The organism is Streptomyces sp. NBC_00683 (assembly GCF_036226745.1).
Classification (GTDB): domain Bacteria; phylum Actinomycetota; class Actinomycetes; order Streptomycetales; family Streptomycetaceae; genus Streptomyces.
Genome location: NZ_CP109013.1, coordinates 5,744,555 through 5,759,594, shown reverse-complemented (window position 1 = coordinate 5,759,594; position 15,040 = coordinate 5,744,555). Strand labels below are relative to the sequence as shown.

Genomic DNA, 15,040 nt, shown 5'->3' with positions numbered 1-15,040 from the left:
ACCCGGCACTGCCGGGTGGGGCCCATCGCGTGGCGGTGGAGCGGTCAGCCGCCGATGACGACGCGGCGGACGCCGGCCCAGTTGGCCGGGTCGGTCGTACGGCGGCCGTCGACCAGGACGCGGACGTCCGGCAGGTCGGCGGCGGCCAGCTCGCGGTACTCGGCGTGGTCGGCCTGGAGGATCGCGGCGGTGACGGCCTGGCCCTCGTGCGGCACGAGGCCGTGGGCGGTCAGCTCGTCGGCCGTGTACATCGGGTCCGAGACGAACGGCATCGCGCCGCGCGCCTTCAGGGCCTCCACGACGCCGAAGACACCGGAGAACGCGGTCTCCTTGACGCCACCGCGGTAGGCGGCGCCCAGCACGACCACACCGACACCGTTCAGGTCGCCGTAGGCGGCGGCCAGCAGGTCGACGGCGTACTCGGGCATCGCGGCGTTGGCCTCACGGGCCGAGCGCACGACGGTGGCCTCCGGGTCGTTCCACAGGTACATCCGCGGGTAGATCGGGATGCAGTGGCCGCCGACGGCGATGCCGGGCTGGTGGATGTGGCTGTAGGGCTGGCTGTTGCAGGCCTCGATGACCTTCTTGATGTCGATGTCGTTCTTGTCGGCGAACCGGGCGAACTGGTTGGCCAGACCGATGTTGACATCGCGGTAGGTGGTCTCGGCGAGCTTGGCGAGCTCGGAGGCCTCCGCCGTACCGAGGTCCCACACACCGTTCGCACGGGGCAGGTCCTCGCGGTCGTCGAAGTCGAGCACGGCCTCGTAGAACTCCACACCGCGCTGCGCGGAGGCCTCGTCGATGCCGCCCACGAGCTTCGGGTAGCGGCGGAGGTCGGCGAAGACGCGGCCGGTCAGGACCCGCTCCGGGGAGAAGACGAGGTGGAAGTCCCTGCCCGGCGTGAGGCCCGATCCCTCGGCGAGCATCGGCGCCCAGCGGGTACGCGTGGTGCCGACCGGGAGCGTGGTCTCGTAGCTGACGAGGGTGCCCGGCTTGAGGCCTGCGGCGATCGCCTTCGTCGCGGCGTCCATCCAGCCGAAGTCCGGGGTGCCCTCGGCATCCACGAAGAGCGGTACGACCACCACGACGGCGTCGGACGCGGCCACGGCGGCCGTGGTGTCCGTCGTCGCGGAGAGCAGGCCGGCGCCCACGGTCTCCTTGAGCTTGACGTCCAGGTCGTGCTCGCCGGGGAACGGCTCGGTGGCCGCGTTGACCAGCTCGACGACCTTCTCGTTGACGTCCGCGCCGATGACCTTGTGGCCCTTGGCTGCGAACTGCACGGCGAGCGGAAGGCCGATCTTGCCGAGCGCGACTACACAGATGTTCATCGGGTTACTTTCCTCTTCAGCCTGGACAGCATGTGGCGCAGCCGCTTGCCCGCACCGGGTTTGATCTCCCACAGGGGTGCCGTCGTGATCACGAGGCGGCCCTTGGGATTCTGGTTCGCCGCGACCCTGTACGGGACGGCCTGCCGCCAGCGGCGGGCCAGGGGCAGCGGCCTGCCACCGGTCTTCACCGGGATCTCGTACGTCGAGCCCGCCAGGTCCACGTACACGCGGACACCGAGCTTCGACTTCACCGCGTGGACGGGGATCCGGCCCCGCAGCGTCGTCGCCCGTCCGTCATCGGTGGTACCGAGGGTGAACTCACCCTCCGGTGCCGGCAGTTCGTGTCCCGGCGGCAGTCGTCGCGCGCCGGGCTTGTCCGCGCTCTTGGGCATGGCCCCCTTGGCCATGCGCACGGTCACCGAACCGGTGTCGCCGAGGACTCCGATCCGCGCCGACAGAACGAGGTGCAGGTCGTCGCCCGCCTGGTCCCACTCGGCGGCGAGGAGTTCCGTCCCCTGCGCCAGCCGCCCGGGAACGGCCTCACCGACCAGCTCGTAGTAGCGGTCGGGGAGACCGAGGGACTCGTCGCGGAAGCCGGGGTACAGGGCGAATGCCTTGTCGCCCTCGATGCGGAAGGGCGGGGCGCCCTGCTCCGCCTCCTCGGTGATCGCCCGGATCAGCTCGTCGACGGCACCCGCCCGCGCGAGACAGATCCGTACCCGGCGCTTGACGTCCAGGGAGTCCCTGAGCGCGTCGGTGAGGTAGTCGTCGGCGAGCGCAGCGATGCCCTCGCAGACCTCGCGCCGCGTCTCGGCGTCGAGGGCGGGGAAGTCGTCCTGGACGAGCTTGGCGAGCTCCCAGGTGAAGTGACGCTGGAAGAGGGCGTCCCGGTCCGGGCCCGCTTCGACCAGGGAGGCCGCGTGCTTCATGATCGCGGCCGTGCAGCGCAGCCGGGACAGGTGATTGGCCCGGTAGGTGATGTTGCTGGCATCACCGCGCTTCACCGCGTAGTAGAAGGTGTAGTCCGAGAGCACCGAGATCTTCCGGGCCCGGAAGCACGCCTCTATGGTGAACGGCTGGTCGCTGCCGACCGGCAGGTCCTCCGGGAAACGCAGCCGGTGCTTCTCGACCAGCTCGCGACGGAAGAGCTTGGTGTTCGCCAGCGTGAAGGGCAGGCTGGAGTGGAACAGGCTGACGTCCGGGTCGTTCTTCTTGTACAGCTTCTGGTGGACGTACCGGCCGTTGGTTCCGACCATCTTGCCGACGACCACGTCGGATTCGTGCTCGTCCGCGTAGGCCACCATCCGCTCCAGGGCTTCCTCGCCCAGGTAGTCGTCGGAACCTATGAAGTAGACGAACCGGCCGGTGGCCACCTCCAGCGCCCTGTTGCTGGGCGCGGCGGGACCGCCCGAGTTGGCCTGGTGGATGACCTTGACCGTACCGGGGTACCGCTCGGCGAACCGGTCGAGCTCGGCGCCGCTCTCGTCCGTCGATCCGTCGTCGACCGCGACGACCTCGAGCCGGTCGAGGCCGATGCTCTGCCCGATGAGCGAGTTCAGGCACTCCGTCAGGTAGGGCATCGTGTTGTAAACGGCGACAACCACACTGACGTCAGGAGCCGTCGTCATAGTCTGTTTTCCGCCTTCTCGCGGTCTGAGAGCAGGTTGGTGTACAGGCCGTCGAGAACCTCGGCCTGCGCTTCCCAGGTCCAGGTGTCCAGCAGGCCGGGCTTGTCGTAGGCGGCGCGGTAGCGCTCGGGATCGGCCAGCACCTGCTTGATCGCGCGGACCAGATCGGGAACGTCCTCAGCGGTGCAGACCTCGCCCTGACCGGTCGAACGGGTCACCTCGGACATGGTCTTCACATCGCTGACGACCAGGGGCAGCCGGGCGTGCGAGTACTCGAAGAACTTGGTGATCAGAGCGATCTCGTGGTTCGGCCAGTGGTGGATCGGGATGCAGCCGGCGTCCGCCGCGGACAGGAACTTCACGACCTGCCAGTGCGGTACGTACGGAACCGCGTGCAGACGGTCGCCCGCCCCCAGCTCCTCGGCCCGGGCCAGGAGGCCCTTTATGTAGCCGGCGGCCGGACTGGGAACGACGAACGCCATGTGCACGCCGTCGAGGTGCGGCAGTGCCTCCACCAGGTCGCCGAGGCCACGCTGCGGACCGGGCGAGCCGCTGTAGACGACCAGCGGAACATCCGGGCCGATGCCGCACAGTTCGCGCAGATCCGGAACCGGGTCGGCGTCGTCCTCGTCGAGCCGCTCGACCGGCCGGTCGGGCGCGTTGAGGACGACCGTCGGCTGCTCGGCCAGGGAGTGGCGCTCGCGCAGCAGGTCGCCGAGGCCCTCGGAGACGGTCACCACCGCGTCCGCGTACGGGGCGAACTCGCTCTCGTGCGCCGTGTTGCCGGGAATCCAGTGCGCGTTGTCCTCCCACGGGCGGACGCCCGGCAGGAACTCGTGCGCGTCCCAGACCAGCTTGACCTTCCGGCCCGCGGCCCTGGCGCGGACCGCCGCGCGGGCGCCGACTCCGAGCATCCGGAAGTCGTTGGCATGGATCAGGTCGGGCTTGAGGGCGTCGATCTCCTTGCCGTACGTGAGCTCGTAGTCCCACAGTGCGGGCTCGAGCCTGCGCCAGGCCCTGTTCCCCTTGGCCCTCTTCCAGGCCGCGGTGAACGCCCGGTCCAGCGGCCCCTGGAGCCGGCGGCCGGCCTTCTGCGCCTCGGTGGACTGGCGGGACCGGAGTTCGATCCAGCGCTGCATCACCTTCGACACCGGCCCGGCCACCTTGAGGCGGGCCTGCTCCGTCCTGCGGAAGCCCGGGGTACCGACTGCCTGCGGCGCCACCTTGAGCGCGGCACGACGTGTCGCCACGTCGGCGCGCCACGCCTTCGCCCACTGCCGGCGATAGGCGGCGAGCGGACCGGGCGGATACGCCAGCGGACGGCGCAGCAGCGAGCGGTGCCGCTCGGCATGCCGCTTCGCCAGGGGCGTCTTCAGCGGCAGCAGCCGCACGTCGGCGTCGCCCAGCTTCCAGCTGCGCCCGTTGCCCGAGCGGACCAGGCCCAGCAGCGTCACGTCCCAGCCTGCCGCGGCCATGGACTCGGCAGCCTTCTGTACGCGCGAATCGCCTTCGACCTTGTTGTCGACCAGCATGACGACCCGGCCCCTGACGGGCCTGTCGGTGCCGAGTTCCTGCGTCTCCATCAACAACCTTTCCCCCGGACGCGTCACTTGAGGAAACCGCTCAGTACCTGGGCGGTCCAGCGTCCGTCATGGTAAGTACGCGCGAATTCCACCGAGGCGCGGCCGATGGCCGCGGTTCCCTCGCGATCGTCGATCAGGGAGCCCAGCACCTCGCGCAGGGTGTCAGGAGTGGCGCTGACGATCGGCAGTTCCCCGTTCGTCGTGGCCTTCACCGCGTCGCTGATGTAGCCGACGACCGGCTTTCCGGCCGCCATCGCCTCCACGGCGAACGTGCCGTAGCTGCCGGTGGTGAACTGGTCCAGGACCAGGTCGCTCTCCTTGACCAGCGCCTGCATCTCGGCCCAGGGGATGTCCTCGGCGAGCCTGAAGTCGATCACGCCCTTGTCGTGCAGCTCGGTGAGCACGGGCATGATGCGGTCCGTGCCCTTCGTCCAGCGCTTGGACGGGGCGTGCATCACGATGGGCCGCTCGCGCTCCATCACGGGACGGTCGGCCGCCCACGAGGCGACGTCGACGACGAGCGGCGCCCACTTGGCCGACGGCAGGTCGTCCAACAGGTCGGGGGTCGTGACGAAGAGCGGAAGGCCGCATTCGTCGGCGATCCGCCGGTTGGCCTCGGCCTTGGCCTGGAGCTTCTCCGCGATGCCCTCGGGGGCGTCCCGGAACAGCGAGAACTCGTGGCGCTCCAGGTGCCGGGCGGGGTTGCGGATGTCGCTGCCGTGCGACAGCAGCGCCACCTTGACGCGGGCCTTGCGCAGCGCGGCCAGATCGCCGGCGATCGTGTCGCCGTTGAGCCGTCCGAAGACCGGCATGAAGGCGTCGACGATCAGGTGGCTGTAGCGGCCGACCACCCGCTTCACCTGTTCCAGCTGGACGTCCAGCTCGCCGAGCCGGGAGGCGTCGACGTAGACGTCCGCGGGATAGTCGAAGGTGTCCGCCCGCTGGTTCATGACCACTTCGACGGACACATCCGGATTCGCCTGCGACACGGCCTGCGCGAACGCGGCACCCTGACCGGCGTAGTTGGCCGGTCCGATGCCCAGCTTCACGGGTGTCGGGCCGAGGGGGGTCCAGACCGGTACACCGGACTTGCCGCTGCTCGCACCGAGCGGTGCGGCCCCCGGCGTCTCCTGGACGGTCCACGACACCTCGGCGACGGGCACCGGCGGCGTCTTCTTCGACAGGGTGCGGTACAGCTCGAGCAGCCCGGCGCTCTGCTGCTCCCAGGAGAGCTCCTTGAGCACGTCCTCGGTGATGTGCGCGGCAAGCTCGCTGCGGTTCTTCAGCGCGCGGGACGCGGCGGCCGCGAAGGTGGTCGGGTCGTCCCAGGTGAAGACCTCACCGAGGCCCTTCTCCTCCACGTACGCCTTGATCACCCGTACGTCGCTGGTGACCAGCGGAAGACCCGCCTGAAGGTACTCGGACACCTTCGTCGGCAGCGAGACCTCGCAGTTGGGGACCCGCTTGAACGGGGTCAGGCCGACGTCCGCCGAGGACAGGTAGTCCGCGACCTCGTGCTGCGACACATAGGGCACCAGGTGGATGCGGTCGCGCACACCGAGCGACTCGGCAGTCGCCAGCAGCTGCTCCAGCAGCGGGGTCACCCGGCTGCAGACGAGCGCCAGGTGTACGCCGGGCAGTTCGGGAAGCCCGTCGATGACGGCGTCCACACCGCGCTCCGGGCCGAGCCAGCCCGAGTACACCATCAGCGGGACCTCGGGGCCCAGGCCGCACACCTCGCGGACGGACGAGCGCACCGAGCCGGAGCCGATGACCTCGCGGACCGGGGAGTTGCCCACGACCAGGGGGGCCTCAGCGAGCTTGTGGTCGTTCTTGAGCAGCTCGGCCAGCTGCGGGGACACGGTGACCACCGCGTCCGCGCGGCCGATGTACTCGGCCTCGGCCGCCGGAAGGGCGTAGCCCTGGCGCGGGTTGGGCCATTCGACGCCGCGGATGTACTCGTGCGCGTCGTAGAGCCAGGCACAGCGGTGACCGCTCGCCCGGAGCCGCGCCGCACTGCGCGCGGCCGTCACGATCATGGTGGCGTCGTTGGCGTGGATGACGTCCGGCTTGAGTTCCTCGATCACCGGACCGAACGCCAGGTCGAGATCGACCAGCTGCGGCCAGTCCCGGCGCCAGTCGCGGACCGGATCCTTCGGCGTCCGGCGCTGCTCCCACTTGAACGCGCGTACCCGCAGCTTGTAGACGGCGCGGCGCGCGCGCAGCACGGCCTTCAGGGACGCCCGCCGGGGCGCGCCCGACCAGGTCGTCTCGGCCGACGTCTGGCGCACCCAGGCCCGGTAGGAGGCACGGTAGTGGCTCAGAGCCGCCTGGTCGTGGATACGGAACTGGGTCATGGCCCCACGCAGCGGATGAGCCCTGCGGGCCTTCACCGACCGCACGTACTCCGCGGACACGGGGACGCGGACCACCTGGATCGGTCCCATCCTCGACCGCTGGACACGCTTGGTGTCACTCCTGCCGATCAGCGTGACGTCCCAGCCGTCGCGGGCGGCGGCCACAGCCGTCTTCTGGACCCGCGAGTCGCCCGTGATGCCGTTGGCGACGATCACGGCGAGCCGCGGTCGGCGGGCAGGGGATTTCATTCTGTACTTCCTCCGGTGGAAGACAAACGAGCCGGTACCTGCTGCGCACTCCCCAGGAGTGCGCAGCGGACCGGGCAGATGAGCGATATGCCCGCTGCCGGGGCTTCAGCCCGCCGCACTGTTGGTGTCCAGGCGGACGGTCGTGCCGCTCACGGCCGACTCGAGGACCGCGGCAGCCACCTCAACGGTACGCAGGCCCTGCCGCAGGGTGCAGATGTCGGCGTCCGTACCCAGCACAGCGTCCCTGAAGAGCTCGTGCTCGACAAGCAGCGGCTCGCGCTTCGGGATCGCGTAACGGATCATGTCGCCCTCGGAGACACCGCGGAACGCGCGCAGCGCCTCCCACTCGGTGGTGACCGCGGCGTTCGAGTGGAACGTGAGGTCGGCGGTGAGGGTGTCGGCGATGTAGCAGCCGCGCTCGCCGGTGACCGAGGTGAAGCGCTCCTTGAGCGGGCTCAGCCAGTTGACCAGGTGGTTGACCATGGTGCCGTCGGAGAGCTGGCCCACGGCGGAGACCATGTCCTCGTGCGGGCGGCCGGACTTCGACACGGTGTGGGCCGCGATCGACGTGTACGTCTGACCGGTCACCCAGCCCGTCAGGTCGATGTCGTGCGTGGCGAGGTCCTTGACCACGCCGACGTCCGCGATCCGGTGCGGGAACGGGCCCTGGCGGCGGGTGACGACCTGGAAGACGTCGCCGAGCTCGCCGGCCTCCAGACGGCTGCGCAGCGAGCGCAGGGCCGGGTTGCAGCGCTCGATGTGGCCGACTCCGGCCACCAGGTTCCGCGACTCGAAGGCCTCGACGAGGCGGCGGGCGCCCTCGACGGTGTCGGCCAGCGGCTTCTCGATCAGGGCGCAGACACCGGCGTCGGCCAGCTGCAGGCCGACCGTCTCGTGCAGCGCGGTCGGGCAGGCCACGACCGCGTAGTCGACACCGAGGGCGATGAGCTCCTCGACGGTCGACAGGACGGGGGCGCCCTGCGCCCAGCCGTTCTTGTCGCCCATCGGGTCGACGACGCCGACCAGGGTCACGCCTTCGAGTCCGGCCAGCACACGGGCGTGGTGGCGCCCCATGGAGCCCAGGCCGATGAGCCCGGCCCTCAGTACGGCGGCGGTCACAGGCTCTCCCCCAGTGCGTTCACGGCGTTGGCGATGCGCTCCAGCTCACCCTCGCTGAGCGACGGGTGGACGGGCAGCGAGACGACCTCGGCGGCCGCACGCTCGGTCTCGGGCAGGTCCCAGTTGCGGCCGGCCTTCTGGTCCGGCTCCCAGTAGGGCTTCAGCCGGTGGATCGGGGTCGGGTAGTAGACGGCGTTGCCGATGCCCGCCTCGGTGAGCTTCGCCATCGCGGCGTCGCGGTCGCCCTGCACCCGGATCGTGTACTGGTGGTAGACGTGGCGGGCGCCCTCGGCGACCGGCGGCGTCGTCACGTGCGGCGTGGTGATGTGCGCGTCGAGGTACGCGGCGTTGGAGCGGCGCTGCTCGGTCCAGCCGCCGACCTTGGTCAGCTGCACGCGGCCGACGGCCGCGGCCACGTCCGTCATGCGCACGTTGGCGCCGACGATCTCGTTGGCGTACCGCTGCTCCATGCCCTGGTTGCGCAGGAGGCGCAGGGTGCGGGCGAGCTCGGCGTCGGCCGTGGTGACCATGCCGCCCTCGAGGGAGTGCATGTTCTTCGTCGGGTAGAAGCTGAACGTTCCGCCTTCGCCGAACGCGCCGACGGGGGTGCCGTTCAGGGCGGCGGCGTGGGCCTGGCACGCGTCTTCGACGACAGCCAGTTTGTGCTTCGCCGCAATGGGCATGAGCTTGTCCATCGCCGCCGGGTGGCCGTACAGGTGCACCGGCATGATCGCGGCGGTGCGCGGCGTGATGGCCGCCTCGACCGCGGCGGGGTCCAGGCCGTAGCTGCCGGGCTCGATGTCGGCGAAGACGACATCGGCACCGACGAGGCGGACCGCGTTCGCGGAGGCCGCGAAGGAGAAGGAAGGGACGATCACCTCGTCGCCCGGGCCGATGCCGAGGGCCAGCAGCAGAAGGTGCAGCGCGGAGGTACCGGAGTTGACGGCGACGCAGTGTCGGCCGTCGACCAGCTCGGAGAAGCCCTCTTCGAAAGCCGCGACCTCCGGCCCCTGTACGACGCGGCCACTGCGCAGCACGCGTACCGCAGCCTCGATCTCTTCTTCACCGATGACCGGGCGGGCAGCAGGAATCGGCTGCTCGTTGATGCTCGTCATGGACGTCCTCCTTGAACACCGCAAGAGCTCTTTACAGGCAGAGGTCTGGGGTGCGGGACGTCTTACGAGGCCGCGCATAACCCCACCGGCACAATGCCGACGCCCTACCGAGGAATCTGGGCCCAGTCTGTCCTGAACCGGGTCGGTCACCGACCGTAGTCCCGCTGGGGAACCTGAACAGGCCGACGACCGCCGTCACATTATCAGGGATTTCTCAGGTGATTTCGGGCCCGTTAACCCGCTAGTGCATCAGTTCTGAAACAAAGCAGGTGTCCCGCCCCGAAGGCTTCGGGGCGGGACACGGATCGATGAACAACCGGTTACGAAATGCTCAGTCGACCGTTGATCAGGACTCGTCGGCCGGTGCGGAAGCGGTCACGGAAGGCGACGACTGCTCGGCGGCGACGGTCTTCTTCGCCGTTGCCTTCTTCGCCGTCGTCTTCTTCGCGGTCGTCTTCTTCGCAGCGGTCTTCTTCGCGGCCGTCTTGGTGACCGCCTTCTTGGCCGGGGCCTTCTTGGCGGCCTTGCGGACCGCCTTCTTGGCCGGGGCCTCCGCCTCCGTCCCGGACTCGTCCGCCACCGGGGCGTCGGACGGGGCCGGCTCGGTCGCGGGGCTGCCCGTGACCACGACGACCGCCGCCTCGTCCGCACCGGTGGGCGAACCTGCCGGAGCGGTGACCTTGCGGGTCGCCCGGCGGCGGGCACGCGGCGGGGCGACCGGAGCGGATGCCTCGTCAACTGCCGGTGCCTCAGGGGCCGGAGCCTTGGCCGCTGCGGCCTCGACGACCGGGTCCTCGACCGCTACGGGTTCCGCGGCGGGCTCGGCCGGCGTGACCGGCTGCGCGACATCGGCCGACTTGGGAGTACCGGCCGGCGAGGTCGCCTTCCGGGTCGCCCTGCGGCGCGTACGCCCCGCGGGTGCGGGCTCGGCCTCGGGGGCCGGGACGACAGCCGGGGTCTCGGCGACCGGCTCGGCCTGCGGCTCCGCCTCGACGGCCGGGGCCGACTCGGCCACAGGAGCCGGGGCGGCCTGCGGCGTGCCGGCCGGAGCCGACACCTTGCGGGTCGCACGCCGACGGCCACGGCCGCGTGTCGCTGCCGCCTCCGCCTCGGCCGGGCTGCTGTACAGCTCCTCGTCCGCGACGAACTCCGGCTCGGGCAGCGCGATCGGGGCTGCGACCTCGGCCGCCACCTCGTCCTCGCTCTCGACCGCGTGCTCGTCGTGCTCGTGGTCCTGGACGTGCTGGTCGTGGTCGTGCTCCTGGCCGGCGCCACCGCGTCCGCGCTTCTTCGAGCGCTTGCCGCCGCCACCGCCGCCGCCGACGGACGTCGGCTGCTCCATGTGCACGATCACGCCGCGGCCGTTGCAGTGGACACAGGTCTCGGAGAAGGACTCCAGCAGACCCTGGCCCACGCGCTTGCGCGTCATCTGGACCAGGCCCAGCGACGTGACCTCGGCGACCTGGTGCTTCGTACGGTCCCGGCCCAGGCACTCCAGCAGTCGCCGCAGCACCAGGTCCCGGTTGGACTCCAGCACCATGTCGATGAAGTCGACGACGACGATGCCACCGAGGTCGCGCAGCCGCAGCTGGCGCACGATCTCCTCGGCCGCCTCCAGGTTGTTCTTGGTGACGGTCTCCTCGAGGTTTCCGCCCTGCCCGGTGAACTTGCCGGTGTTGACGTCGACGACGACCATCGCCTCGGTCTTGTCGATCACGAGCGAGCCGCCGCTGGGCAGGTAGACCTTCCGGTCCAGTGCCTTCATCAGCTGCTCGTCGATCCGGTACGTCGCGAAGACGTCGACCTCGGAAGTCCAGCGCGACAGACGGTCCGTGAGGTCCGGTGCCACGTGCGAGACGTAGCCGTGGATGGTCTCCCAGGCGTCCTCACCGCTGACGATGACCTTCGAGAAGTCCTCGTTGAAGATGTCGCGGACGACCCGGACGGTCATGTCCGGCTCGCCGTACAGAAGCGTCGGGGCGTTGGTGCTCCCGCTGCTCTTCGACTTCTTCTGGATCTCTTCCCACTGGCCCTGCAGCCGCTCGACGTCGCGGCGCAGCTCGTCCTCGCTCGCGCCCTCGGCGGCGGTGCGCACGATGACGCCCGCGTCCTCGGGAACGATCTTCTTGAGGATGGTCTTCAGCCGGGCCCGCTCGGTGTCGGGCAGCTTGCGGCTGATGCCGGTCATCGAGCCCTCGGGCACGTAGACCAGGTAGCGGCCGGGCAGCGAGACCTGGCTGGTCAGGCGGGCGCCCTTGTGGCCGATCGGGTCCTTCGTGACCTGGACGAGGACCGACTGGCCGGACTTCAGCGCGGTCTCGATGCGGCGCGGCCCGTGGGCCATGCCGAGCGCCTCGAAGTTGACCTCACCGGCGTACAGCACCGCGTTGCGGCCCTTGCCGATGTCGACGAACGCGGCCTCCATGGACGGCAGTACGTTCTGCACCTTGCCCAGGTAGACGTTGCCGACGTAGCTGGTGGCCTGCTCCTTGTTGACGTAGTGCTCGACGAGCACGTTGTCCTCGAGGACGCCGATCTGGGTGCGCTCGCCGCTCTGGCGGACGACCATGACGCGCTCGACGGCCTCGCGGCGCGCCAGGAACTCGGCCTCGGTGATGATCGGGACGCGGCGGCGGCCCTGCTCGCGGCCTTCGCGGCGACGCTGCTTCTTGGCCTCCATACGGGTCGAGCCCTTGATGGACTGGACCTCGTCGAAGCCGGTGCCGGGCTCGCGCTCGGCTTCCTTCTTGCGCGGCTCGCGGACCTTGACGACCGTACGCTCCGGGTCGTCCTGGCCCGAGGGGCCGTCCTCGCCCGAGGCGTCGCCGCTACGGCGGCGACGACGGCGACGGCGACGGCTGCTGCTGGATCCGGACGCCGAGGACTCGTGGTCCTCGTCGTTGTCCTCGTCCTGCTCCTGCTCGTCCTCGGAGGCCTCGTCGTGCTGCTCGGCGTCGTCCGCGTCGTTGGTCTCACCGCGACGGCGACGGCGGCCGCCACGGCGGCGACGGCGCGAGGGGCGGTCGCCGTACTCGTCCGAGTCGTCCTCGTGCTCGGCTTCCGCCTCGGGCTCGGCCTCGTGCTCGTCCTCGACGGGCTCCTCCACCGGGAGGGTGACGGGCGTCGCGGCCGGCTCGGTCTCGACTGCCTCACCGCGACGGCGGCGACGGCGGCGCGAACCGCCCTGCGGCGCGGCCTCCGCGGCCTGCGCGGGTGCGGCGGCCTCCGTCTCGGGCTCCGCCTGTACGGCTTGTGGGGCCTGTGCGGCCTTGCGGGACGCGCGCTCGGGGGCCTTCGGCTCCTCGAACTCGTCGTTCTCCTCGTACTGCGATCCGGACCCGGCGGCAGCCGCTGCGGCGGCCGCGGTCTCCGGGGTCTGGAACATCGGCTCGGCGAAGACCGGTGCCTGGAAGACGGCCACGGCGGGGCGCGCGGCGCGGCGGCTCCTGCGTGCCGACTCCTCGACCTTGCCGGTGAACTCCGGCCTGCCTGCGGCGGCGGTGGCCCGGCGGCGCTGGCGGCCTCGCGGCGCGGCTTCCTCGACCTCTTCGGCCTCTGCGGCGAGCTCCTCGGCGACAGCCGCGGGAAGGCTCTCACCGGTCTCGGCGGCGGCCTCCTCGGCAGCCTCCTCGGCCGGCTGCGGGGCACCTGCCGGAGCGGTCGCCTTGCGCACCGCACGACGACGGCCGCGCGGGGCCTCCGCCACAGGCGCCTCGGCAACCGGCTCGGCGGCTTCCGCGACCGGCTCGGCCACGGTCTCGGCCGGAACCTCGGCGGCCTGCGTGCCCTGCGGCGTACCGGCCGGAGCCGACGCGCGGCGCCGGGTACGGCCGCGCGGCGCGGCGACGGGCTCGGGGGTCTCAGTGGCCTCGGCGGCAACGGGCTCGGTCTGCTCGGCCACGACGATCTCCTCGGCGGCGGCCTCCGCGTTCTGCGGGGCACCTGCCGGAGCGGTGGCCTTACGGGTGGCACGACGACGGCCGCGCGGGGCCTCGGCGACAGGCGCCTCGGCCACTTCCGCGACCGGCTCGGCGGTCTCCGCGACCGGCTCGGCCACGATCTCCGCCGCGGCCTCGGCGTTCTGCGGCGCACCCGCGGGGGCGGTCGCCTTGCGGACCGCGCGACGGCGCGCACGTACCGGAGGCGCCGGCTCTGCGGCCTCGGGGGCTTCTTCGGTCTCGTCCGGGGTCTCCACGGGTGCCGCGGCTGCGGGCTCCACGACCTCGGGGGTCTGCGGCGCACCCGCGGGCGCGGTCGCCTTGCGCACCGCGCGACGGCGGGCACGTGCCGGAGGCGCCGCTTCGGCGGCCTCTGCGGTCTCGGCCTTCGCGGTACCGGTCGTCCCGGTCACCGCGGCCTCCTCGGCCGGTATGGCCGGCGTGGCGTCCTCGGCGACTGCCGCACCCGGTGCGCCCGACGGCGGTCCGGCGGGGCGGGAGGCTGCGCGGCGCCTGCGGCGCGGCGGCAGCTTGTCCCCGGGGGTGTTGTCCTCTGTGTTCCCGGCGGTACCGGGTTCGATCGGCTCAAGCATGCGGGCGGTTCTCCCGTCACGCTCCCGGGCGCCGCGCCTGATTCCGGTCCGGCACGGTTCGCATGAGATGCGCGATACCGCCGTCCGGGGCGCGGGCGCCGCACGGGAGCTGATGTCTGGCTCGCCGGTTCCGTACGCGTGTACGCACGGCCTGGCGAAAGTCTTATGGGGCGGTGCGCGGCCCGACCCAGGTGGCTCCCGAGTCCAAGGGCTGCGCTACAACGACCGCCTTACGCGGAACCTGCACCTTTCGGCGCCGTCGCGACGGCGGGCCGGTCGGCCGGAACAGATACGGCCGTGGCTGCCTCGCGGTCAGGCGCGAGCGGGTCGGTCACCGTGCCGGACTCCTCGTCGAAGAGCCCCTGCGCCAGCCTGGTCACCGCTGCGGGGACCGGCGGCGCCAGGTCGGCCACAACTCGGAGACCGGACAGGACGTCGTCGGGTCGCACGGCAGGTGTCACGTGCCGCACTACCAGGCGCAGTATCGCACAGGGCCTGTCCCCGGACCTATCAGGCTGTGGATCAAGAGCCTGCAGTTCGGCGACGGCGGCACGGGCGTCGAAGCTCCGCATCCCGTTCTTCGCGCGCCGCTGGACCTCGACGGTCTCGGCGTCCAGGAACGCGGCAACGGCCTTCCGGGCGTCCTCGACGTCGACTCCGTCCAGGCGCATCTCCCACACGGAGGCGGTCAGCCGGTCGGCGAGGCCCGAGGTGTGGGCCTCCACCGCGTCGATGATGTCGAGGCCGTCCGGCATCGACGCGTCGAGCAGCTCGCGGAGCGTTGCGGGGTCCCGCGCCTCGGTGAGGGCGATCTCCAGGAACTCGGCCTCGCTGCCCGTACCCGTAGGGGCGGCGTTGGCGTACGACACCTTCGGGTGCGGGGTGAAGCCCGCCGAGTAGGCCATGGGCACCTCGGAGCGGCGCAGTGCCCGCTCGAAGGCGCGCTGAAAGTCTCGGTGGCTGGTGAACCGGAGGCGGCCCCGCTTGGTGTAGCGCAGTCTGATGCGCTGCACCGCCGGTGCGGGCGGCGGGCCTTCGGGCTGTCGCTTGCCCAGTGGTTCTTCTCCTCGGTGCGGGGCGGACGCGGTGGCGCACCGCCCACGAAGTACGGGTGCCCCGGGGTGCCGCTC

General features: G+C 71.2%; 8 protein-coding genes. All 8 read right to left on the bottom strand.

Annotation, left to right across the window (positions count from 1 at the left end; all coding sequences use genetic code 11):
- Nucleotides 1-44 precede the first annotated feature (44 nt).
- Nucleotides 45-1,328 (bottom strand): nucleotide sugar dehydrogenase, encoded by a 1,284-nt coding sequence (locus tag OG257_RS25625; protein ID WP_329211131.1) that lies wholly within the window; start codon nucleotides 1,326-1,328, stop codon nucleotides 45-47.
- Complete coding sequence (locus OG257_RS25620) at nucleotides 1,325-2,956, bottom strand: glycosyltransferase family 2 protein (RefSeq protein WP_329211129.1); 1,632 nt, start codon at nucleotides 2,954-2,956, stop codon at nucleotides 1,325-1,327. The genes OG257_RS25625 and OG257_RS25620 overlap by 4 nt, the downstream gene beginning before the upstream one ends.
- The gene (locus tag OG257_RS25615; RefSeq protein WP_329211127.1) at nucleotides 2,953-4,539 is read right to left on the bottom strand and encodes a glycosyltransferase family 4 protein; all 1,587 of its coding nucleotides are present in this window, start codon (nucleotides 4,537-4,539) and stop codon (nucleotides 2,953-2,955) included. The genes OG257_RS25620 and OG257_RS25615 overlap by 4 nt, the downstream gene beginning before the upstream one ends.
- Before the next feature lie 23 nt (nucleotides 4,540-4,562).
- Nucleotides 4,563-7,145 carry a glycosyltransferase family 4 protein gene (locus tag OG257_RS25610; RefSeq protein ID WP_329211125.1) on the bottom strand — a complete coding sequence of 861 codons (2,583 nt, stop codon included), beginning with the start codon at nucleotides 7,143-7,145 and terminating at the stop codon, nucleotides 4,563-4,565.
- A gap of 105 nt (nucleotides 7,146-7,250) precedes the next feature.
- Nucleotides 7,251-8,264, bottom strand: a complete 1,014-nt coding sequence (locus OG257_RS25605) for a Gfo/Idh/MocA family protein (protein WP_329211123.1) — start codon at nucleotides 8,262-8,264, stop codon at nucleotides 7,251-7,253.
- Nucleotides 8,261-9,379, bottom strand: a complete 1,119-nt coding sequence (locus OG257_RS25600; protein WP_329211121.1) for a DegT/DnrJ/EryC1/StrS family aminotransferase — start codon at nucleotides 9,377-9,379, stop codon at nucleotides 8,261-8,263. The genes OG257_RS25605 and OG257_RS25600 overlap by 4 nt, the downstream gene beginning before the upstream one ends.
- Before the next feature lie 346 nt (nucleotides 9,380-9,725).
- A complete protein-coding gene (locus tag OG257_RS25595; protein ID WP_329211120.1) occupies nucleotides 9,726-13,910 on the bottom strand; it encodes an Rne/Rng family ribonuclease in 4,185 nt (1,394 codons plus the stop codon).
- Between the two features lie 230 nt (nucleotides 13,911-14,140).
- A complete protein-coding gene (locus OG257_RS25590; protein WP_329211118.1) occupies nucleotides 14,141-14,923 on the bottom strand; it encodes a TIGR03936 family radical SAM-associated protein in 783 nt (260 codons plus the stop codon).
- Nucleotides 14,924-15,040: the final 117 nt, after the last annotated feature.